This window comes from Streptomyces sioyaensis (genome assembly GCF_004122735.1).
Taxonomy (GTDB): Bacteria; Actinomycetota; Actinomycetes; order Streptomycetales; family Streptomycetaceae; genus Streptomyces; species Streptomyces sioyaensis.
The window spans coordinates 16919-37398 of sequence record NZ_SDIF01000001.1; the positions used below are offsets into that span (position 1 = coordinate 16919).

At 72.6% G+C, this 20480-nt stretch carries 18 protein-coding genes; 14 read left to right on the plus strand and 4 right to left on the minus strand.

Features of this window, described 5'->3' with window-relative positions:
• The first annotated feature begins 55 nt into the window (after positions 1–55).
• Positions 56–1207, plus strand: a complete 1152-nt coding sequence (locus EST54_RS00075; RefSeq protein ID WP_129243331.1) for an aromatic ring-hydroxylating oxygenase subunit alpha — start codon at positions 56–58, stop codon at positions 1205–1207.
• Between the two features lie 7 nt (positions 1208–1214).
• Here the strand turns inward: EST54_RS00075 and EST54_RS00080 are convergent, their stop codons facing one another.
• Positions 1215–2135: a DMT family transporter gene (locus EST54_RS00080; protein WP_129243334.1), complete on the minus strand. Its 921-nt coding sequence runs from the start codon at positions 2133–2135 to the stop codon at positions 1215–1217.
• Between the two features lie 401 nt (positions 2136–2536).
• On the opposite strand from EST54_RS00080, the gene EST54_RS00085 reads away from it, so the two are divergent.
• From EST54_RS00085 to EST54_RS00145, 13 genes are all read left to right on the plus strand, one after another.
• Complete coding sequence (locus tag EST54_RS00085; protein WP_239013616.1) at positions 2537–3307, plus strand: GntR family transcriptional regulator; 771 nt, start codon at positions 2537–2539, stop codon at positions 3305–3307.
• Positions 3308–3395: 88 nt separating this feature from the next.
• Positions 3396–3623 (plus strand): 4Fe-4S dicluster domain-containing protein, encoded by a 228-nt coding sequence (locus EST54_RS00090; protein WP_006607955.1) that lies wholly within the window; start codon positions 3396–3398, stop codon positions 3621–3623.
• Positions 3624–3636: 13 nt separating this feature from the next.
• Positions 3637–5088: an ABC transporter substrate-binding protein gene (locus tag EST54_RS00095; protein WP_129243340.1), complete on the plus strand. Its 1452-nt coding sequence runs from the start codon at positions 3637–3639 to the stop codon at positions 5086–5088.
• Positions 5085–5978, plus strand: a complete 894-nt coding sequence (locus tag EST54_RS00100) for an ABC transporter permease (protein WP_129243343.1) — start codon at positions 5085–5087, stop codon at positions 5976–5978. Before EST54_RS00095 ends, EST54_RS00100 begins: the two co-directional genes overlap by 4 nt.
• Complete coding sequence (locus EST54_RS00105) at positions 5975–6781, plus strand: ABC transporter ATP-binding protein (RefSeq protein ID WP_129243346.1); 807 nt, start codon at positions 5975–5977, stop codon at positions 6779–6781. Before EST54_RS00100 ends, EST54_RS00105 begins: the two co-directional genes overlap by 4 nt.
• Positions 6782–6845: 64 nt before the next feature.
• Positions 6846–9617, plus strand: a complete 2772-nt coding sequence (locus EST54_RS00110; RefSeq protein WP_372448263.1) for a fumarate reductase/succinate dehydrogenase flavoprotein subunit — start codon at positions 6846–6848, stop codon at positions 9615–9617.
• A 179-nt stretch (positions 9618–9796) separates the two neighbouring features.
• On the plus strand, positions 9797–10921 hold the full coding sequence (locus EST54_RS00115; protein ID WP_129243349.1) for a PP2C family protein-serine/threonine phosphatase: 1125 nt from the start codon (positions 9797–9799) through the stop codon (positions 10919–10921).
• Positions 10922–11042: 121 nt separating this feature from the next.
• Positions 11043–11306: a hypothetical protein gene (locus EST54_RS00120; protein WP_239013617.1), complete on the plus strand. Its 264-nt coding sequence runs from the start codon at positions 11043–11045 to the stop codon at positions 11304–11306.
• Positions 11307–11767: 461 nt separating this feature from the next.
• Positions 11768–12058 carry a hypothetical protein gene (locus EST54_RS00125; protein ID WP_129243352.1) on the plus strand — a complete coding sequence of 97 codons (291 nt, stop codon included), beginning with the start codon at positions 11768–11770 and terminating at the stop codon, positions 12056–12058.
• A gap of 701 nt (positions 12059–12759) precedes the next feature.
• A complete protein-coding gene (locus EST54_RS00130; RefSeq protein ID WP_129243355.1) occupies positions 12760–14565 on the plus strand; it encodes a M4 family metallopeptidase in 1806 nt (601 codons plus the stop codon).
• A gap of 118 nt (positions 14566–14683) precedes the next feature.
• A complete protein-coding gene (locus EST54_RS00135; protein WP_129243358.1) occupies positions 14684–15883 on the plus strand; it encodes an MFS transporter in 1200 nt (399 codons plus the stop codon).
• A gap of 221 nt (positions 15884–16104) precedes the next feature.
• Positions 16105–16443, plus strand: a complete 339-nt coding sequence (locus EST54_RS00140) for a hypothetical protein (protein ID WP_129243361.1) — start codon at positions 16105–16107, stop codon at positions 16441–16443.
• Between the two features lie 80 nt (positions 16444–16523).
• Complete coding sequence (locus EST54_RS00145; RefSeq protein ID WP_129243364.1) at positions 16524–17351, plus strand: alpha/beta fold hydrolase; 828 nt, start codon at positions 16524–16526, stop codon at positions 17349–17351.
• 136 nt (positions 17352–17487) lie between these two features.
• On the opposite strand, the gene EST54_RS00150 is transcribed toward EST54_RS00145, so the two are convergent.
• The 3 genes from EST54_RS00150 to pdxA all read right to left on the minus strand — a co-directional run bounded on the left by EST54_RS00150 (position 17488) and on the right by pdxA (position 20469).
• Complete coding sequence (locus EST54_RS00150; RefSeq protein ID WP_129243367.1) at positions 17488–17718, minus strand: hypothetical protein; 231 nt, start codon at positions 17716–17718, stop codon at positions 17488–17490.
• A gap of 307 nt (positions 17719–18025) precedes the next feature.
• Positions 18026–19375 (minus strand): MFS transporter, encoded by a 1350-nt coding sequence (locus EST54_RS00155; RefSeq protein WP_244942407.1) that lies wholly within the window; start codon positions 19373–19375, stop codon positions 18026–18028.
• Positions 19372–20469: a 4-hydroxythreonine-4-phosphate dehydrogenase PdxA gene (gene pdxA / locus EST54_RS00160; RefSeq protein WP_129243369.1), complete on the minus strand. Its 1098-nt coding sequence runs from the start codon at positions 20467–20469 to the stop codon at positions 19372–19374. Before pdxA ends, EST54_RS00155 begins: the two co-directional genes overlap by 4 nt.
• Positions 20470–20480: the final 11 nt, after the last annotated feature.

Genomic DNA, 20480 nt, shown 5'->3' on the forward strand with positions numbered 1-20480 from the left:
GGCACGGCGCCCGGCACCGTCTCGACCCGCCCGTGCGGCACGGAGGAGTGATTCGATGCGCCCTGAAGCCACCACCACGGTCCCGGAACAGGACGTCCCCGGGCAGGCACTGCCCGCCCGCTACTACACCGACCCGGCTCTGGTCCCCGCCGAGACACGGCACATCTTCGCCAGGTCCTGGCAGCTCGTGTGCCATGAATCCGATCTCCCCGGCCCCGGCGCGCGGCTCGCCGCCACCGTCGCGGACCGCGAGGTGCTGGTCGTGCGCACCGGGGACGGCACCCTCGCCGGACACCTCAATGTGTGCCGGCACCGCGGCACCCGTCTGGTCTCCGCGCCCGAACCGTCCGGCAAGGCCATCCGGTGCCCGTATCACGGCTGGACGTACAAGCTCGACGGACGGCTGGTCGGCGCGCCCGAGGCACGCCAGATCCCCTGTCTGGACAAGCCGGCGCTCGGTCTCTTCCCGGTCCGGGTCGAGTCGTTCCTCGGGTTCGTGTTCGCCAACCTCGACCCGGACGCGGTGCCGCTGGCGGAGCAGTGCGCCCAACTGGCCGCGGCCGTCGGCCACTACGCGGGCGCCGACCTGGTACCGGTGGGCCGCGGCCGCATCCACGATCTGGCCGGCGCCGAGGTGCAGCAGGCCAACTGGAAGGTCACGGTCGACAATTACCTGGAGGGCTATCACATCCCGGTCGCCCACCCCGGGCTGATGCGCCTGCTCGACTACCGGCGCTACACCTGCGAGACCGCCGAGGCGTATGCGCTCTTCGCCTCACCGCTGCGGGACAAGCCGTCCTCGAACCGGGCCGAGCGGCTCTACCAGCGGCTCGCCTCCCCCATGCCCGGGCTGACCGAGGCGGACCGGCGGGTCTGGCGGTACGCGGTGATCTACCCCAACACGCTCCTCGACTTCTACCCCGACCACGTACTCGCCTGGACCGCCATCCCGACGGCGGTCGACCGGGTCGCCGTCCCCGGCGCCTTCTACACCCGCCGCGGGGCCAGTGCCCGCACCCGGCTCGCCCGACGGCTCAACATCCACATCGGCTGGCTCACCAATGACGAGGACGTCGCCTTGGTGTCCCGGGTGCAAAGGGGCCTCGGCACGCCGGGCTTCGAGCCGGGTCCGCTGTCCCGCCGGGAGGCCGCGGTCGGCTGGTTCGCCGACCGGATACGCGCCGACCTCCGGGGCGCGGCGCGCTGATCCCAGGTCACGGCGGTCCGGCTTCGGCGGCGGTCCCGCCGGGCGTCGCGGGGGCGGTGCCCGGTGCGCCCGTCAGGTCCCGGGCCAGGGCGACGCGGGAGAGCAGCACCGCGCCCCACAGGACCAGCGCGACGCCCAGGGCCTCGGGCAGCAGCCACCAGCCGGCCCGTACCCGCTCGTCGTAGAGGGTGACGCCCAGCGACAGGCTGACCAGTGCGTCCCCGAGGGTGAGCACCGGCTGCGAGGCGGTCAGCGGGCCCGATTGCATGGCGTTCTCCAGGAGGAAGATGGCCAGGATCCCGACCGCGGCGAAGCCGTAGGTCTGCCATGCGGTGAAGAACGCGCCGGGGCCGCCGGCCTGCCAGGTGTGGGTCGCGTCCTTCATCAGGGCCGCGGTGAGTGCGTAGGAGACGGCCGTGGCCCCGGCGAAGCAGGCCGCCCGCATTCCGCCCGCACCGCGGCGGAGCGCGGCACCGACGGCCGTGGCGATCACCGCGGCGCAGACCACGAGGGCGGGCACCCAGCGGCCGAACGGGGCGTGGTCGGTGCCGATGGTGGGCGCGGCGGCGGCGAGGGCGGAGCCGAGTCCGACGACCAGCAGCACCACTCCCACCCAGCCGCTGCGGGAGATCCGGCCGCCGAGGAGCACCCGCCCGATGAGCAGCGCGAGCGGCAGTTCCAGGACGAAGAGCGGCTGCACCACCGACAGCGCCCCCTGCGACAGTGCCAGCGCCTGGAAGCACGCCGCGGCGACGACCGCCAGCATCCCGCCGAGCCAGACGGCACGGTGCAGCAGATCGACGAGCAGCCCCAGCCGCAATCCGGCGGACAGCGGGACGGTACGGGCCGCGCGCCGCTGCAGCACCGTGGCCAGTGCGTTGCTGGCCGCCGCGAGCAGCGCGAACAGCACGGACGGCCATGCGGACACGCGCCCACCTCCTCGTCGGCCCCCGGGCACCGGGCGGGTCCCGCGCCGGTCGTGGGGCGGGGCGGGGGTGGCGCCGTGGTGGGATCCGACGCTATCGGCAGGCCGGCGCGGACCCCCGGCGACACGGGCGCCGGACGGCCCCATTCGCCGATCCGGACGGCTGCCTCCGGGGCACCGCGGGCCGCGTGCCGGGCTCCGGAGGGGCGTATCCGGAGTGCGCATCCGGCCGTATCCGGGGGCCGTCCGGCGCTGTCCGACGTGCCGTCCGGCCGCGTACGGGGTGGCAGATCTTGCCCCCGGCGGCGTCGAACGCGCAGGTCACAGCCCTCGGCCGGAGGGCGGCAGGTGGCGCAATGTTGCGGCAACACCATTGGCCGGATCCCGTCGGTATGGTCCACCGCATGCCAGCCGAACGCACCCGCCAGCACACCACTCCGGTAGCGGCCGCCCGCCGTCGCCGGCTCCGCGCGGACCGCGCCCGGCAGCTCGCCGACCTGCTGCGCCATCAGGTGCTCGCGGGCCGCTTCCCCGACGGCGTACTGCCGCACGAGGAGGTGATCGGCGCGGATTACGGCGCGTCGCGCAACACCGTGCGCCAGGCTCTGGACCTGCTGCGTGCCGAACAGCTCGTGGAACGCCAGCCGGGTGTGGGCACGGTCGTGGTGTGCCGCAAGTACCCGCATGCCCTGGACCGGTTGCGGGGTCTCGCCGAGACCCTGCACGCGCACGGCAGGGTCACCAATGAGGTACGCACCATCAACCCGGTCGCCGCACCGGCCCCGGTGGCGGACCGGCTGCGGATCCCGCCGCGCGGCGAGGTGCTGTACGTGGAGCGGCTGCGCAGGCTGGACGGTCTGCCGCTGTCCCTGGACCTCACCTATGTCCCGATGGGCCTCGGTCTGTCGCTGCTCGACGCCGACCTGGAGAACAACGACGTGTTCCGGCTGATCGAGGAGGCCGCCGGACAGCCGCTGGGCACCGCCGAGATCAGCCTGGAGGCCGTCAACGCCGATGCCCACTCGGCTGCCGTGCTGGAGGCTCCCCGCGGCACGGCCCTGCTGATGCTCGAACGGCTCACCCATCTCGCCGACGGCTCCCCCGTCGACCTGGAGTTCATCCGCTTCCGCGGGGACCGCCTCACCATGCGGGGCCTGTTGCACCGCACGCTCTGAGCCCCGCCGCCCGCTCCTCCCCTCCGCTCCCTTCTCCTCCCTTCCCTCCCTTCCTCATCCGCTCCCGCCCGCCTGCCCGGAGACCGCCATGCCTCTTGTGCCCCAACGCGGCGATGTGCCCGTGACCATCGACGAGTCCCGGTGCATCGACGGCTGCACGCTGTGCGTCGACATGTGCCCGCTGGACTCGCTCGCCATCGACCCGGCGAGCAACAAGGCCTACATGCACGTCGACGAGTGCTGGTACTGCGGCCCGTGCGCCGCGCGCTGTCCCACCGGTGCGGTCACGGTCAACATGCCCTATCTGTTGCGATGAGAGGCCTCCGTCCATGAGCTCCCGACTCCCGGGCTCCCCGTCCACTCCGTTCCCCAACACCTCCCCCGCCGGGTCCGCTCCCGCCCCCAGTTCCGCCGCCCGGCGTCCGGCCGGCCGTCGCATACTGGTGGCGGCGCTGTCGTCCACCCTGCTGATGAGCTCGCTCAGCGGCTGCGGCAGCACCGCGGACGCCTCGGACGACAAGACCGTCACCGTGACCGTCGGCTACCAGTCCAAGACCATCAACACCGTCACCGCCGGAACCCTGCTCCGCTCGCTGGGCTCCTTCGAACGTGCGCTGCGCGCCCAGGGCAGGCGCGACGGCAGGACGTACAAGGTGCGGTGGCAGGACTATGCGACCGGTGCGCCGATCACCGCGCAGATGGTCGCGGGGAAGGTCGACATCGGCTCGATGGGCGACTTCCCGCTGCTCATCAACGCCGCCCGCGGCACGCAGCTGCACGCCCCGACCCGCCTGGTCTCCGTCACCGGCTACAACCTGCGCGGCGCGCTCAACACCATTGTCACCAGGCCCGGTTCGCCGCTGCGCTCGCTGGCGGACCTGCGCGGCAAGAACGTCTCCAGCAGCGTCGGCTCGGCCTCCGACGGCACGCTCGTCCGGGCGCTGCAGCGGGCCGGGATCGACCCGGAGCAGGGCATCCACAAGCTCAACCAGCAGCCGGCCGTGGGGGCTTCGGCGCTGCGGTCGGGCAGCGCGGACGCCCTCTCCCAGTTCGTCGCCTGGCCTGGGCTGCTCGCCTTCCAGGGCAAGGCGCAGGCGCTCTACGACGGGGGCGCGCTCGGCCTGCCCACCTTCCACGGCGTGACGGTGCGGAACGCCTTCGCCGAACGGCACCCCGCGCTGGTGCGCGCGTTCCTGACCGCACAGCGGGACGCGACGCGCTATCTGCAGGCCCATCCGGTCGACGCCGCCCAGAAGGTCGCCTCGGCCACCGGGCTGCCGCCCGAGGTGGTCTACCTCTACAACGGCTCCGGCGGCATCGCCACCTTCGATCCCACCCTCAAGCCACAACTGCTCGCCGCACTGAAGAAGGACGTACCGGTGCTGCGCGCGGCGAAGCTGACCGGGCCGGTCGATGTGGACTCCTTCGTCGACGACCGCTACCTCAGGCAGAGTTACGGCAGCGGCTACGCCAAGGCCGTGCGCAGCACCGCGCATCCGTCGCCGGACGAGGTGTGGCTGCGCGGCGAGGACCGTACCCACACCTTCGCCGGGCCGGCCGCGCTGCTGCGGTTCGTCGCCGCCCACCACGGCACGGTGCGGGCCGCGTACACAGCCGATACGACGACCGGCAGCCGCTGGTTCGCCGACAAGTCGGTCTGGGTGCACGACGGAAACCGGCTGCTGCCCTTCACCGCCCGGGCCACCGCCGACGCGTGGACGCACCGGCACCGCGGGGCCCGCACCGTCAGCTACGCCGCCGCGCTGGAGCTGGCCCGGTGAACGCGCCCGCCACCACGGCCGGCACGGCCCCGCGGACGGGCCCGCGTCCGGCGCCCTGGACCCGGCACGTCCGGCGTACGGCAGCGGTCCTCGCGGCGCTCGCCCTGTGGCAGCTGCTCGCTCAGTTCCGGGTGCACCTGTGGCTGCGGTTCTCCCAGTTCCCGACGGTCACCGAGACGGCCCGGGAGTTCGCCCGCCGGCTCGGCACCGGCGCCTACTGGCAGGACGTGTCCGAAAGCCTGACCCGGATCGTCGGCGGCTTCGCCCTCGCGGCCGTACTGGGCGTCGCCGTCGGAACCGCGCTCGCCCGCTCCGCCCTGGCCTTCGACCTGCTCGGCCCGCTCCTCGAAGTGCTGCGCCCGATACCGGCGATCGCGCTGGTGCCGGTGGCGATCCTGCTGTTCCCCAGCAATGAACAGGGCATCGTCTTCATCACCTTCGCCGCGGCGTTCTTCCCGGTCACGGTCTCCACCCGGCATGCGGTGCGGGCGCTGACGCCGGTCTGGGAGGAAGCGGTCCGCACCATGGGCGCGGGCCGGTGGCGGGTGCTGTGGTCGGTGGTACTGCCGGGGGCGCTGCCCGGCATCCTCGGCGGGCTGTCGGTCGGGGTCGGGGTCTCGTGGATCTGTGTGATCTCCGCCGAGATGATCTCCGGTGAGTACGGCGTGGGCTATCGCACGTGGCAGGACTACACCGTCCTCGACTATCCGGGAGTCTTCGTCGGGATGGCCACCATCGGCCTGCTCGGCCGGCTCACCTCCACGGGGGTGGAGCTGCTGGGGCGGCGCCTGACCCGGTGGCTGCCGCGGACGGCGGACGGGCCGGGCCCGCCCGCGGGCGCGCGGGTGCGGTGGCGGCGGGCCCGCGCGGTGCCGGGGGGATCCTCATGACCGACACCGAGATCACCCCGGCGGCCCCGGCGCAGGGCGCTGCCCCGGGTCTCCGGCTGACACTCACCGATGCCGTGCTCGGCCGGCTCGGCGCCCCCGTGCTGCACGGTCTGGACCTCGACGTCGCCGCGGGCGAGATCCTCACCGTCGTCGGCCCGTCCGGCTGCGGAAAATCCACCCTGCTGCGCACGCTGGCCGGTCTGCTGCCGCTGCTCGACGGCCGGCTGAGCCAGGACGGCGAGCCCGTCGAGGGCCCCGCCGCGGACCGTGCGCTGATCTTCCAGGAGGATGCGCTGCTGCCCTGGCGCACCCTGCGGGCCAATGTCGAACTCCCGCTGGCCATCCGGGGCGTGGCCCGCGCGCAGCGCCGTGCGCGGGCCGACGACTGGGTGGCCCGGGTCGGCCTCACCGCACACGCCACCCGCCTGCCGCACCAGGTCTCCGGCGGCCAGCGGCAGCGCGCCCAGCTGGCGCGCGCACTGGCGGGGCGGCCGCGCGCGGTGCTGATGGACGAACCCTTCGGCGCACTCGACGCGCAGACCCGGGCCGGAATGCAGCAGTTGCTGGTGACGGTGCTGACCGGGACCCGCGCCACCGTCGTCTTCGTCACCCATGACGTGGACGAGGCGCTGTTCCTGGGGGACCGGGTCGCGCTGCTGGGCACCGGCCGGGTGCTGGACGTCCCGCGGCCACGGGTGCGCGCGGCGCACGCCGAGCCGGCGACGGCCGCCCTGCGCCGCGAGGTCCTGGCCTCCCTGGACGGCCGGACCGAGGGCCGACCGGGCGTCCGGCGCACGGCGTGAACCCGCCCCTGACCCCGTGACCGGTCACGTCCTCCGACGTGACCGGCGACCGAAAGGCACCGCCATGGAGACCACGGAAGCCATGGAGATCCCCTCCCCCGACACCGCCGAGGAACTGTCCTGCGACGTCCTCGTCATCGGCGGCGGGACCGCCGGGACCATGGCCGCGCTCACCGCCGCCGAGCACGGCGCGTCCGTCCTGCTGCTGGAGAAGGCGCACGTCCGGCACTCCGGTGCGCTCGCCATGGGCATGGACGGGGTCAACAACGCCGTCATCCCGGGCCGCGCGGAACCCGATGACTACGTCGCCGAGATCACCCGCGCCAACGACGGCATCGTCGACCAGTCCACCGTCCGCCGGACCGCGACCCGCGGCTTCGCGATGGTACGGCGGCTGGAGTCGTACGGCGTGAAGTTCGAGAAGGACGAACACGGCGCGTACGCGGTCCGGCGGGTGCACCGCTCCGGCTCGTACGTGCTGCCGATGCCGGAGGGCAAGGACGTCAAGAAGGTCCTCTACCGGCAGTTGCGGCGGCGCGAGATGCGCGAGCGGATCCGCATCGAGAACCGCATCATGCCGGTGCGGGTACTCACGTCCGGCGGCCGGGCGGTCGGCGCGGCCGGCTTCCACACCCGTACGGGACGGTTCGTCACGGTCCGCGCCGGGGCGGTGATCCTCGCCACCGGCGCCTGCGGCCGCCTCGGCCTGCCCGCCTCCGGCTATCTCTACGGCACCTACGAGAACCCCACCAACGCCGGCGACGGCTATGCGATGGCCTACCACGCGGGCGCCGAACTCACCGGCATCGAATGCTTCCAGATCAACCCGCTGATCAAGGACTACAACGGCCCGGCCTGCGCCTATGTCGCCAATCCGTTCGGCGGCTACCAGGTCAACCGGCACGGTGCGCGGTTCGTGGAATCCGACTACTGGTCGGGGCAGATGATGGCGGAGTTCGCGGCCGAGGTCGCCTCCGCGCGCGGGCCGGTCTACCTGAAACTCAGTCACCTCCCGGAGGAGTCCGTCGCCGCCCTGGAGACGATCCTGCACACCACCGAGCGCCCCACCCGGGGTACCTTCCACGCCGGGCGCGGCCACGACTACCGCACCCACGACGTGGAGATGCACATCTCCGAGATCGGCCTGTGCGGCGGGCATTCGGCGTCCGGTGTGCGCGTCGACGACCGGGCCCGCACGACCGTGCCGGGGCTGTATGCGGCCGGTGACCTGGCCTGTGTCCCGCACAACTACATGATCGGGGCGTTCGTCTTCGGTGACCTGGCGGGCGAGGACGCCGCGCAATTCCGCGCGTACGAGGGCGAGTTGCCCGACGACCAGGTGCGCGCCGCCCATGAGCTGATCTACCGGCCGCTGCGCTCTCCCGACGGCCCGCCGCAGCCGCAGGTCGAATACAAGCTCCGCCGCTTCGTCAACGACTATGTCGCCCCGCCCAAGAGCGGTGCCCGGCTGTCGCTGGCCGTGGAGCACTTCACCCGGATGCACGCCGACATCGCCGCCATGGGTGCCCGCACCCCGCACGAGCTGATGCGCTGCGCCGAGGTCACCTTCATCCGCGACTGCGCCGAGATGGCCGCCCGGTCGTCGCTGGCCCGTACCGAGTCCCGCTGGGGCCTCTACCACGCGCGCACCGACCACCCGAAGAGCAACGACCGCGACTGGCTGCACCACCTCGACCTGCGCAAATCGACCACGGGAGCCATGGAGTTCACCGCCCGCCCGGTCGCCCCGTACCTCGTCCCGGTCGACGGGTACGCCCCCGTGGGCGGCGCCTCCCGCTTCCTCGGCGAGGTCCGTCCGGAGCAGGTCGCGACGGCGGGGCGGCGGGACACTCCACCGGTGGGGTCCCCCGGGGCGGGTGCTGTCGCGGCGACGGACGGCGGCCCGTCCGGGGCGCCCGGGACGCCTGGCGCCGACGCCGGGGACGGCACCGTGACTCCCCCGTCCCCCCGCATCCTCGAACTCCTCGCTCTCACCGAGGGGGAGCAGCCGGACCTCCCGGCGCTGCGCCCCTACCTGGCCGACCCCGACCCGGCCGTCCGCCGGGCCACGGTCGACGCGCTCACCGAGAGCGTTCCGCCCGGCACCGGCCAAGCCCTCGCCGCCGCCCTGACCGATCCCGCCCCGGCCGTACGGGCCGCGGCCGGCGCCTCCCTGCGCGAACTGGTCGAAGTCCTCCCCCCGGAGGCCGCCTTGCGCGCGCCGCTGGCCTCCGCCGCACACGGGCCCGACGCCGTCGTCCGCTCGGCTGCCGTGGACGTGCTGCGCGCGCTCGGCCTCGGCGACCGGGACCTGTTCGCCACCGCGCTGACCGACCCGGCCGTGGAGGTACGCCTCCAGGCCGTCCGTGCCCTGGTCTCCGTCGACGCCGCGCGCGACCTGCGGCGGGCCGCCGAGGACGACTCCCGTGAGGTGCGGGTGGCCGCCGCACAGAGCCTCGGTACGGTCGGCCGCCCCGAGGAGCTGGCGGCGTTCCTGCCCGACGACGATCCCCTCGTCCGTGCCGCGGCGCTCGCGGCGCTGGCCACGGCCGGCTGCCCGCCGCCCTACGACGCGGCGGCCGTCGCGGCGCTCGGCGACCCGGCCTGGCAGGTCCGGGCCGGTGCCGCCACGGCCCTGGCGGCCGCCGGCTCCGCAACCGCCGTGGCCGCCCTCTCCACCGCGCTGGGCGACCCGCACGCGGATGTGCGCAAGGCCGCGGTGCTCGCGCTGCGCGCCCACGCCGGCCGCGCGGACGCCCGCCGGGCCCTGGCCTCGGTCGCCGACGACCCGGACGCCGATGTCCGGGCATACGCCCGCCCGGCAGCAACGGGGTGACACACGTTCGGGCCGTCCGGGTGGCCGGGCGGGGCCGGGGGACGAAGGCTGAGGGCCATCAGCGCACCGAACGGGATACGGCCGCCGGCCGGACACCGCCGGCCCCGAGCACCGCCGCGCCCGGGGTGGGCCGGTGCGGCGGGCGCCCACGTGCCAGGAAGGGCTGATCAGGACACCCCATGCCCCCTCCCTCGCCGCAGTGGCCCCGCTACGTCGAGTTCGCGCCGACCGTCCTGGTCGCCGCCGGACTCACCTGGGACGTGTTCTCGCCCGCGGACTACTGGGGTGACCCGATGCTCATCGCGGCGAGCGTGACGGCCGGTGCCCTGCTCTCACTGCGGCACACCCTGGCGATCGGTGCCACCATCATCGTCGGCGTCTTCGCGCTGACGGTGAAGGACGGCACCGCCGACAACGCGGTGGGCCATCTGGAGCTCTTCAACACCTTCTTCGCCGCGCTCATGGGCGTCGGCGTCAACCGGGTGATCGCCCGTCACGGACGTCATCTGGACGTGGTCCGCACGGTGGCGGAGGCCGCCCAGCGCGCCGTGCTGCCCGCGCCCCCGCAACGCATCGGCCCGCTGACCATCGCCGCCCGGTACCAGGCCGCGCAGAGCGAGGCCCGGATCGGCGGGGACGCCTACGCCGTCCAGCGGACCCCGTTCGGCGTCCGGCTGCTGATCGCCGACGTACGTGGCAAGGGACTGGGGGCGGTGAGCGCGGTGTCCGTGCTGCTGGGTGCGTTCCGCGAGGCGGCCGAGCAGGAACCGGACCTGACGACGGTGGCCGACCGGATGGAGCGTGCCCTGCTGCGGGAGAGCGAGCAGACCTCCGAGGAGGACCGTCTGGAGGGCTTCATCACGGCCCTGATCTGCGAAGTTCTCCCGGGCGGCAGCGGGCTGCGGCTGCTGGACTGCGGCCATCCGGCGCCCTACCTCTGCCATGGCGGTGCGGTACGCGCCCTGGAGTCCCGCGATCCGGGTCTCCCCCTGGGCATCGGGATGCTGGGCGCGGCGCGGACCGCACCGGACGACTGGCCGTTCCCGGCGGGCAGCACGCTGCTGCTGATCACCGACGGGGTGACCGAGGCTCGCAACGATGCCGGCACGTTCTATGACCCGGCGGTCCAGCTGGCCGGCCGCGGCCCGTTCCGCGGCCCCGAGGAACTGATCGACGTGCTGGTGCGGGATGTCGAGCGGTGGACCGGCGGGCCGCGCGACGACGACATGGCGGTCCTGGCGGTCGGCCGGCAGGCAGAGGGCCGCCGGACGCTCCGGTCCGGTGGGAACGGCACCGATCGCTGACGGGAAGCGGGACGAGGGGCTCACGGCTGCCGAATCGCTGGGCCACGCCACACCCCTGACGGGGCGTTAGTGCTTTCCGTGGGCTTTTCGGAATTCCCTCGTGTGCTACCGGAAATCCTCGATGCGGGATGAGATGATCAGTAGGAGCATCAGCATCCGCACCGAGCGATTCCTCGCTCCCGCGCAGATCGGAGTTGATGTGTCCAACAACAGATCAACCCTGCTGAGTCAGCGCGCCGCTGTCATTTTCCTCCTTGGCGCCCTCACCGCTGTCGGCGCCGGTGTGCTCACCTTTTGCAATGGCGGCACCCCGGCTTCCGCGACACTCGTCGGCGGCGCGGCCTTCGGCGCCGCCGTCACCTTCTTCCATACGGTCATCGACTGACGTCCAGACGGTCCTCGACCGACATTCCACCGGGGCGCATTCCCGGCCGCCGGTCCGGGGGCGGCGCGCCGCCGCCCGGACTCCCGGTACGGCTCCGAACCCGGACTCCCGGTACGACTCCGGCCCGCCCGGTCTCCGCGCGGGCGGTCCGGAGCCGAGGCCCTTCCACGGTCGCCGGAGCTGCCCGCACGCCGGGCACGGACGGTGACCGATGCGCGCGCACAGCAACCGGAGGCAGGTGACGGCTGAGCGGGCCGCCAGGGGCCGGAGCGGTCCCGGGCCGCCGCGGCGGCAGGGCGCCGGTGCGCTGGATTCCGGTCGGCCGCCGGGGTTCCGCCCGGCTCCGGTGCGCCAAGCGGAATCCGTGCTGCCGCATGCGGTGCGCCGCCGGACCTCAAGTGCCAAACTTAAGTCACCGCGCCCGGCCGCCAGCCGGGGCCCTTGTCGCCGAGGGGACCACCATGACCTGGGCATCTTGGACCACTGTCGGGATACACGCCCTACCCGGCGCGGTTCGCACCGCGGAGATCGGCGTGATCAACGGCGACCTGACCATCCATACGACCTGGTCGGACAACCTGGCCCACGTAGCCGTGCAGTACACCGGGGCCACGGACTGGTACACCATGGAGGGCAGTCCCGTCCCGTGCGATTCCGAGGAAGCCAGCCGCTCCTTCCACCAGGCCGTCGTCGAAGCCGCCCGCGGCGGCGAGCGGGCCGAGGCTTCGCTGGAGGAACTTTTCCAGCAGTGACCGGGATGCCCGTGACGGGTCCACCGGCCTCCCCGCGCCGGTTCTCGCACCCCGGTCGCGCCACGCCCTGACGAAGCCCAGCGAGCCCCGACGAGCCCCGGCAGCATGTACGCGAGCAGCACGTCCGGATGTCATCGCCCCGGCTTCGTGACCGCCACGCACCGCAGAACGGCCACCCACGGTGGGCATCGAGTTCGGCGGCCCAGTACTCGGATCACCCCCTTCCGCGCCGTGCCATGCCGCGCCGCGCGGTACCGTGCCGCGCCGTCCGCACGGGATTCCCGTGCGGTCCGCGCGAGGATGCGGCAGCCCTCGGACCCAGGAAACCCTCACTCTTCTCGATCGAGGTAACTCCCTTTCCCTGTACCGAAGTTACCGTCTCGCCATCCATCCATGAATGACAGGCAACCGGCAGTCGCCGCATAGCGGCCCACAGATCTCTCCGGCTGCGGAGCAACCATTTCCCGCCTTCTGATGTCTCCCTCAAGGGAGCACAGTTGGTCACCTTGCAGCTACTTAAAGCTGATCAATTGTCAAATTTCCCCAACGAATCTCGCAATCTGATCTTTTCTCTTTACATGCCCATGCCAGACATACCAGGGTTTGCGCGGGGCCTCTCGGCCCCCGTGGTGCACAACAGCACCGCGAGTACGGGCGGTTGGCACGGTCGGCCGCCCCCACAGCGCTAAGGACCCATAGCTGTGCGTAGACCCCACATACGCAGAAACCGTCTGGCGATCGCCCTCGCCGTGACGACGGCCGCGACGCTCACCGCGGGAGTGGCGGGCACCGCCGCCGCGACCACCGATGCCGCACCGGCCGCTGCCTCTTCCTCAACTCCCTCCCTCCAGAAGGCCGTCGATGCCGCCCGCACCGCCGCCTTCGCGCATGCCGCGGCCACCGGCGTCGGCAAGAAGGACGCCCTCGAAGCCACGGACACCCTCGTCGACCCGGACGGCAGGCAGCACGTCCGCTTCGTCCGGACCCATCGCGGGCTTCCGGTGCTCGGCGGCGACCTCGTCATCCACCTGACGGCCAAGTCGGCGTACGAGGGCGTGACTCGGGCCTACCGTCACCAGGTCGACGTGCCCGACACGGACCCGAAGCTGTCGGCCGGCGAGGCGCAGACGAAGGCCGCCGCCGTGGCCAAGGGCCGGGCCGGTGAAGCCCAACTGGTCGTGGACGCCCGGGACGACCGGACCACGCTCGCCTACCAGGTGCAGGTCGACGAGAGCCGTACCGCCGAGGCCGACGGTGCCCGTACCGTCATCCTCGACGCGGCCACCGGGGCGGTGCTCAGCAACGTCCAGGCCAATGACTCCTTCCTGTCGCCCGCCCTGCAGAAGAAGCTGCGCGCACGGGGCGAGCGGCTCAACCCCGAGACCGGACTGGCCGCCCCCGAGGCGCCCGTCACCGGCGAGGCGGCGGCGACCGCCGGCTACCCGGCCGCGGCCAAGGGCACCGGTTCGTCGCTCTTCGTCGGCAAGGTGCCGCTGTCCACCACCCGGACCGCGAAGAAGTCCTTCACGCTCAAGGACTCCACCCGCGGCAACACCGAGACCCGGGACGCCGGCAACAAGGAGCTGGAGAAGTTCTCCGGCGGCAAGGCGTTCACCAGCACCACCAACCGCTGGGGCAACGGCACCACGAGCAGCCGGGCCACCGCCGCCGTGGACGCCCAGTACGGCATCACCAGCACCCTCGACTTCTACAAGAAGACGTTCGGCCGCAAGGGCATCAAGAACGACGGCCGCGGAGCGCACGCCCTGGTGCACTTCGGCAACAAGGTCGGCAATGCGTACTGGTCCTCCAAGTGCGGCTGCATGCTCTACGGCGACGGTGACGGCAGGACGTTCGCCAAGCCCCTGGTCGTCCTGGACGTCACGGGCCATGAGCTCACACACGGCGTGGTCGACGCGACCGCCAAGTTCCGGCCCACCCGCGTCGACGAGGAGGGGAACCAGTACGGCGAGCCCGGCGCGCTCAACGAGTCGATGGCGGACATCTTCGGCAGCGCGGTCGAGTTCGCGACCAACAACCCGAAGAACCCGCCGAACTACCTGATGGGCGAGAAGCTCGGCCTCCAGCAGAAGTTCCTGCGCCGCCTGGACAAGCCCTCCCTGGACAAGCTGGAGGGCACCGTCGACTACTGGTCGAAGGCCGCCTACGACACCGAGGTGCACGCCGGTTCCGGTATCTCCTCGCACGCCTTCTACCTGCTGGCCGAGGGCAGCGGGAAGAAGACCCTCGGCGGTGTCGCCTACGACTCCCCCACCTTCGACGGCTCCAAGGTGACCGGCATCGGGCGGACGAAGGCGACGGCGATCTTCTACCGGGCGCTCACCCGGTACATGGTCTCCACGACCGACTTCCATGACGCCCGGACCGCGACCCTGCACGCGGCCAAGGACCTGTACGGCGCCACCAGCACCGAGTACAAGACGGTGAACAAGGCCTGGGCCGCCGTGAACGTGACGGCGGCCAACTCGCCCTCCGGCACGCACTGATCCTTCCGGACCGGTCACGGCGTGGTGCCCCCGCCCTCCGCGGGGGCACCTCGGCGTCGGGCTCCGGTCCCTCCAGTGGGCCTCGCGGCACGGCCGGCCGAAGTCTACGTTTGAGCCCATGATCCCTGATCGCGCGGGCGGGACACGGCGGCTCGGCTACCCGGTGGCGGCGGGCGTGTTCGCCGTCGGCATGGCCGGCACGACGCTGCCCACCCCGCTGTACGGGCTCTACCGCGCACAGCTCGGGTTCTCCGAGCTGATGGTGACCGTGGTCTTCGCGGTGTACGCCCTCGGTGTGATCACCGTGCTGCTGCTCGCGGGCAATGTCTCCGACGAGGTGGGCCGGCGCCCGGTGTTGCTGGTCGCGCTGGGGTTTTCGGCGGCGAGCGCGCTGTGCTTCGTCTTCGAGGGCGGGCTGCCGATGCTGCTGCTCGGGCGGGTGCTGTCCGGCTTCGCCGCCGGGTTGTTCAGCGGTGCCGCCACGGCGGCGGTGCTGGAGCTCGCGGGGCCCGGCCAGGAAGCGCAGGCGGGGTTCGCCGCGACCGCGGCGAACATGGGCGGCCTCGGCTGCGGCCCGTTGCTGTCCGGCCTGCTGGCCCAGTACGCACCCTGGCCGCTGCTGCTGCCGTTCCTGGTACATCTCGCCCTGGTGGCCGTCGCGGCCGTGGCGACCTGGCTGCTGCCGGAGACCGTCGCGCATCCGCACCGCCTCCGGACACCGCGACCCCAGGGCCTGGAGCTACCGCCCGAAGTCCGGGGCGTCTTCGCCCCCTCGGCCGTTGCCGCGTTCGCCGGGTTTTCCCTGCTGGGGCTGTTCACCGCGGTCGCGCCGAGCTTCGTCGGCCAGACCCTGGGCGTGCACAACCTGGCCGTCACCGGGTTGATCGTCTTCACGGTCTTCCTGGGCTCCACCGCCGGACAGTCCCTGACGGAACGGATCGGTAGCCGCCGGGCCCTTCCCCTCGGCTGCCTGGTACTGGTGGTGGGCCTCTTGCTGGTGGCCACCTCGCTGGCCGTGACGTCCCTGCCGGTACTGGTTGTCGGCGCGGTGTGCGGCGGCATCGGCCAGGGCCTGGCGTTCCGCGCCGGTCTGACCGCGGTGGGCCGGGCCGCACCGGCCGAGCGCCGCGGCGGCACCATCTCGGCCTTCTTCCTCATCGCCTATCTCGGCATCTCGCTGCCGGTCGTCGGCGTCGGCGCGCTCACCCTCACCCTCGGTCTGCGCGGCGCCGGCCTGACCTTCTCCGCCTGCGTCATCGTGGTCACGGTGGCCGTCGGGCTCTACGTCCTGCGGCGGCCGCCGGTGGGCGACGACTGAGGCCCGCCCCGCCGGCCGACCAGCCCGCCCGCGGGGGCCATCAGGCGGCCCGGGCCACCCCGCCGCCGGACACCTCGCACGGCCGGCCGCCACCCGTATGGCGTGCCGCCTTCACCCGCCTGCCCCTGTGGGCACGCCCTTCCGGCGGAGGCCGGAAACCCTGGGATCCGGCAGTCCTCGATCCAGCAGCCTCCAGACGGAGACGGAGAAGTGAGATGCGCATGGCCACAGCTTCCGCCCCTGGCGCCCTGAGCCGGTTCCGGCACGGGTTTGCCCTCGCCGTGGCCCTCCTCGCACTGTGGTGCGCCGCCGGGCAGGCCGCCGCCGTCGCCCCCCGGACCCCGGTACGCGTACCGGCCGCCGGTCAACGGCCCGTCGCCGCCCGGGTGTTCACCGGTTCGGCCGCCGCGAGACCTGCCCTTGCGGAAACGGCGGCCACCAAGCCGCTGGTCTTCATGGGCCTGGGCACGATGGCCGGTCTTGCCGTGCTCGCGGGCGCGGAGCTCATCGCGAGCGCACGGCGGCGCCGGGACTCCGCGCCGCCGACGGACCGCTGCTGACCGCCCCGCCCGCACCCCCTTCCGGCCCCGCGGCCCATGTCGCGCACACCGGTGAACGGCAGGAAAGGACCGACCACAGCATGGCGACCCTCACCACCACCGACGGCACGGAGATCTTCTACAAGGACTGGGGGACGGGCCGCCCCGTCGTGTTCAGCCACGGATGGCCGCTCAACGCCGACGCCTGGGACGACCAGCTGCACCTGGTCGCCACCCACGGGTTCCGTGCGATCGCCCACGACCGCCGTGGGCACGGCCGCTCCGGCCAGCCGTGGCAGGGCAACGACATGGACACCTACGCGGACGACCTGGCGCAGCTGATGGACGCGCTGGACCTCCGGGAGGCGGTGCTGGTCGGGCACTCCACCGGCGGCGGTGAGGTGGCACGCTACATCGGCCGTCACGGCACCGGCCGGGTCGCCAAGGTGGTCCTGCTCAGTGCCGTACCGCCGCTGATGCTCAAGACGGAAGCCAACCCGGAGGGGCTGTCGCGCGCGGTCTTCGACGGGATCCGCGCCGGTGTGGCCGGCGACCGGTCGCAGTTCTACAAGGACCTCAGCGAGACCTTCTACGGCGCCAACCGGCACGGTTCGGCCGTCTCGCCGGGGGTGCGCGAGGCGTTCTGGCTCTGGAGCATGCAGGTGGGGGTGAAGGGGGCGTACGACTGCGTCAAGGAGTTCTCGGAGACCGACTTCACCGAGGACCTCAAGCGGTTCGACGTCCCCACCCTGATCATTCACGGCGATGACGACCAGATCGTGCCGTTCATGGCCTCCGCCCAGAAGTCGGCGAAGCTGGTGAAGGACGCCACGCTGAAGATCTACCCGGGGGCGCCGCACGGGCTGTTCGCGGTCGGCTCGTACAAGGACGACTTGCACGCCGATCTGCTGGCGTTCCTCAACAGCTGAGCGTCCGGGGCGGCCGCGGCCGCTCCGTCGGCCGCGGGGAAGGACACGTTGCCGGACGGCGCGCGGCCGCGGACACACGTCGGCGCCGGCCGACACGATCGTGGTCGTGTCGGCCGGCGCCGGCTGTCAGCTTTGATTACCTCCGGCCGCCGTCCCAGCCCCAGCCGCTCCGCTCGCAGCCTTCGCTGAAGACGGGGCCGACGCGCTCCAGAACGCCCGCCGAGAGCCAGCAGGCTGCGTGGTGGCCGTGGCCCCGGTGGTGGTTGAAGTGGTGGTGGCCCTTGTTGCAGGCCAGGGCGGCGCTCGCACCACCCATGACGATGGTGGTGGCCAGGGCGCTGGCGGCGATCGCGGCGCGGATGCGCATGTCTGCTCCTCTGGAGGATCAAAGGGGTATATCGACCTTTTCAGGGATCACCTTCGCAGAACCTCCTAAAACATGACACAACCCGAATTGCGCGAGTCGGAGTAACCGGTGTCTTCCGTTACGTTCGCGACTCCCCCGGACGCGGCGTCCGCCGGCCGATTCCGTTCCGGCAGGCCGATCACCCAACTCCCTTTGGCCGGTGGCTCATTGACGTCACAGCACTGCCTGCGACACCACTCCGGGGCGAGCGTCCGATTACAGCGGTCCGCTCGCCCCGAATTGATGTTCCGTCAGTCGCCGAATCGGCTCAGACTTCTTCCGTCAGTCGCCTGATCGGCTCAGACTCCCCGGGGTCCGTGCCCTCGCGCGGCGCACCGGGGCTTCCCGGGCGCAGGCCCAGCGTCACCAGCGCCACGGCCACGGCGAGGAAGCCGGACAGCACCGCGAAGCCGGTCACGCTGGATCCGGTGGCGTCGGTCAGCCAGCCGACCAGATAGGGGCCCGCGAAGCCGCCGAGGTTTCCCAGGGCGTTGATCAGGCCCATCGCGACGGCCACCACCTCGATGCGCAGCAGCTGCCCGGGGATCGCCCAGAACGGTCCGTACGGCGCATAGACCGCGGCCGCGGTCACACACAGCAGCAGCATCCGGGGCAGAGCGCCGTCCACGACCTGACCCAGCAACAGGGCGACGATGCCCACGACGAGCGGGACGGCCACCGCCCGGCGCCGTCTGCCGGTGCGGTCGGACCAGGCGGCGTTGGCGATCATCACCGCCAGGGCGACCGTGAACGGGATCGCGGTGAGCAGCCCTACCTCGGTGGACGAGCCGTCGTGCGTCAGCTCCTTGATGACGGCGGGCAGCCACAGGTTGAAGCCGTAGAAGCCGGTGATCCAGAAGAAGTAGACGCCGATGAGGACGAGCACCGGCCGCTGCCGGACCGCGTCGAGATACGAGCCGTTGCCGGCCGGCGGTTTGGCGGCCTCGTCGGCGGCGAGCGAGCGCTCCACGTGGTCGGCCTCCTGGCGCGAGATCCACCGGGCCTGCGCCGGCCGGTCGGCGACCGTGAACCACCAGACCACCGCCCACACCAGGGGCGGAACGCCCTGGAGTACCAGCACCCAGCGCCAGCCGGCATGGTCGAGCATCCAGCCCGACAGCGGTGCCATGAGGACCGAGGAGAGCGGCAGACAGGCCATCCACAGGGCGTTGGCGCGGGCCCGCTCCCGCAGCGGGAACCACGAGGCGAGCAGGATGAGGACGGCGGGCCAGACGCCGCCCTCGAAGAAGCCCAACACGAAGCGGGCCGCGTAGAACTGGGACTTGGTCTGCACGAGACCGGACAGCGACGCGGCCAGCCCCCACGCCACCATGAGCAGCAGGACCGTTTTACGGGCGCTCCAGCGCTGGGCGAGGAGCGCGGCCGGGATCTGCAGGAAGACGTAGCCGACGAAGAAGACGCCGCCGACCAGCCCCTTGTCGGCGTTGGACAGCTCCAGATCGCCGTGCATGTAGGGGAGGATGACGGAGACGTTGTTCCGGTCGAGATACGCCAGCATGTACATGATCGCGGCGACCGGGATGACATACGCCCAGCGCTTGGCGGGCACCGCGGGCGCGGCGGGCTGCGGGATCGCGTCGGGGCGGTCGGCCGTCACCGGGTCGCTGCCGTTCCGTACGCGGCGCGGATCCGGTCGGTGAAGCGGCTGAAGTCGGCGGCGGCGCGGAAGGCCGCGGCCATCGTGCCGTGCGAGGCACGGCCACTGCCTGCGATGTCGAAGGCGGTGCCGTGGTCGACGGAGGTGCGCAGGATCGGCAGGCCCACCGTGACGGACACGGTGCCGTCGAAGTCGACTGTCTTGGCGGGGATGTGGCCCTGGTCGTGGAAGTGGGACAGCACACCGTCGAAGCGGCCTTCGAGGCCCTGGTGGAAGACCGAGTCGGCGGGGACCGGCCCCACCACGCCGAGCCCCTCGGCGGCCGCCTTCTCCACCGCCGGGCGCAGCACGGTGATCTCCTCGTCGCCGAAGTGGCCGCCCTCGCCGCCGTGCGGGTTGATCGCGGCGACCGCGAGCCGGGGGGTGTCATGGCCGAAGACGCGCAGTGCGGTGGCCGCGTGCCGGATGCTCGCCGCGACCCGCTCCTCGGTGATCCGGTCGAGCGCCGCGCGCAGGGCGAGATGCCGGGTGGTGAAGAAGATCTTGAGGCCGCGGACCACGAACATGGTGTCGAAGTGGGCCGCGCCGGTGAGCTCACCGAGCATCTCGGTGTGGCCGAGGTGCGGCGAACCGGCCGCCCAGATGGCCTCCTTGTTGATCGGTGAGGTGACGAGGGCGTCGACCTCGCCGGACAGTGCGGCGCGGGTGGCGACCTCGATCGCGGCCACGGCGGAACGGCCGGCCACCGCGTCGACGGTGCCCCAGGGGAGATCACCGGGGGCGATACCGAGGTCGAGCACCTCGATGGTGCCGGGCTCGAACCGCGCCTCGGCGGGCGCGGCGACCGCACGGACCTCGACGTCCAGCCCGCAGACGGCCACCGCACGGCGCAGTACGGCGGCATCGCCGACCGCGAGTCCGCGGCCCAGCGCGGTGGCGGCCGGGTCGGCGAGGGTACGGGCGGTGATCTCGGGACCGATCCCGGCGGGGTCGCCGAGGGTGACGGCGAGAAGCGGCAACGGGCCGGACGGGCCGTCGGAGGCCGGCCGGGTGGCGGCCGTCCCGTCCGGGCCCGTCTGCTGAGGGTGCGTCATCAAGCTGCCTT

Excerpts from the sequence above, each read along its gene's own strand:
- EST54_RS00075 (WP_129243331.1), top strand. The coding sequence starts at position 56 with ATGCGCCCTGAAGCCACCACCACGGTCCCGGAACAGGACGTCCCCGGG.
- EST54_RS00085 (WP_239013616.1), top strand. The coding sequence starts at position 2,537 with ATGCCAGCCGAACGCACCCGCCAGCACACCACTCCGGTAGCGGCCGCC.
- EST54_RS00090 (WP_006607955.1), top strand. The coding sequence starts at position 3,396 with ATGCCTCTTGTGCCCCAACGCGGCGATGTGCCCGTGACCATCGACGAG.
- EST54_RS00095 (WP_129243340.1), top strand. The coding sequence starts at position 3,637 with ATGAGCTCCCGACTCCCGGGCTCCCCGTCCACTCCGTTCCCCAACACC.
- EST54_RS00105 (WP_129243346.1), top strand. The coding sequence starts at position 5,975 with ATGACCGACACCGAGATCACCCCGGCGGCCCCGGCGCAGGGCGCTGCC.
- EST54_RS00110 (WP_372448263.1), top strand. The coding sequence starts at position 6,846 with ATGGAGACCACGGAAGCCATGGAGATCCCCTCCCCCGACACCGCCGAG.
- EST54_RS00115 (WP_129243349.1), top strand. The coding sequence starts at position 9,797 with ATGCCCCCTCCCTCGCCGCAGTGGCCCCGCTACGTCGAGTTCGCGCCG.
- EST54_RS00120 (WP_239013617.1), top strand. The coding sequence starts at position 11,043 with ATGCGGGATGAGATGATCAGTAGGAGCATCAGCATCCGCACCGAGCGA.
- EST54_RS00125 (WP_129243352.1), top strand. The coding sequence starts at position 11,768 with ATGACCTGGGCATCTTGGACCACTGTCGGGATACACGCCCTACCCGGC.
- EST54_RS00135 (WP_129243358.1), top strand. The coding sequence starts at position 14,684 with ATGATCCCTGATCGCGCGGGCGGGACACGGCGGCTCGGCTACCCGGTG.
- EST54_RS00140 (WP_129243361.1), top strand. The coding sequence starts at position 16,105 with ATGGCCACAGCTTCCGCCCCTGGCGCCCTGAGCCGGTTCCGGCACGGG.
- EST54_RS00145 (WP_129243364.1), top strand. The coding sequence starts at position 16,524 with ATGGCGACCCTCACCACCACCGACGGCACGGAGATCTTCTACAAGGAC.
- EST54_RS00150 (WP_129243367.1), bottom strand. The coding sequence starts at position 17,718 with ATGCGCATCCGCGCCGCGATCGCCGCCAGCGCCCTGGCCACCACCATC.
- pdxA (WP_129243369.1), bottom strand. The coding sequence starts at position 20,469 with ATGACGCACCCTCAGCAGACGGGCCCGGACGGGACGGCCGCCACCCGG.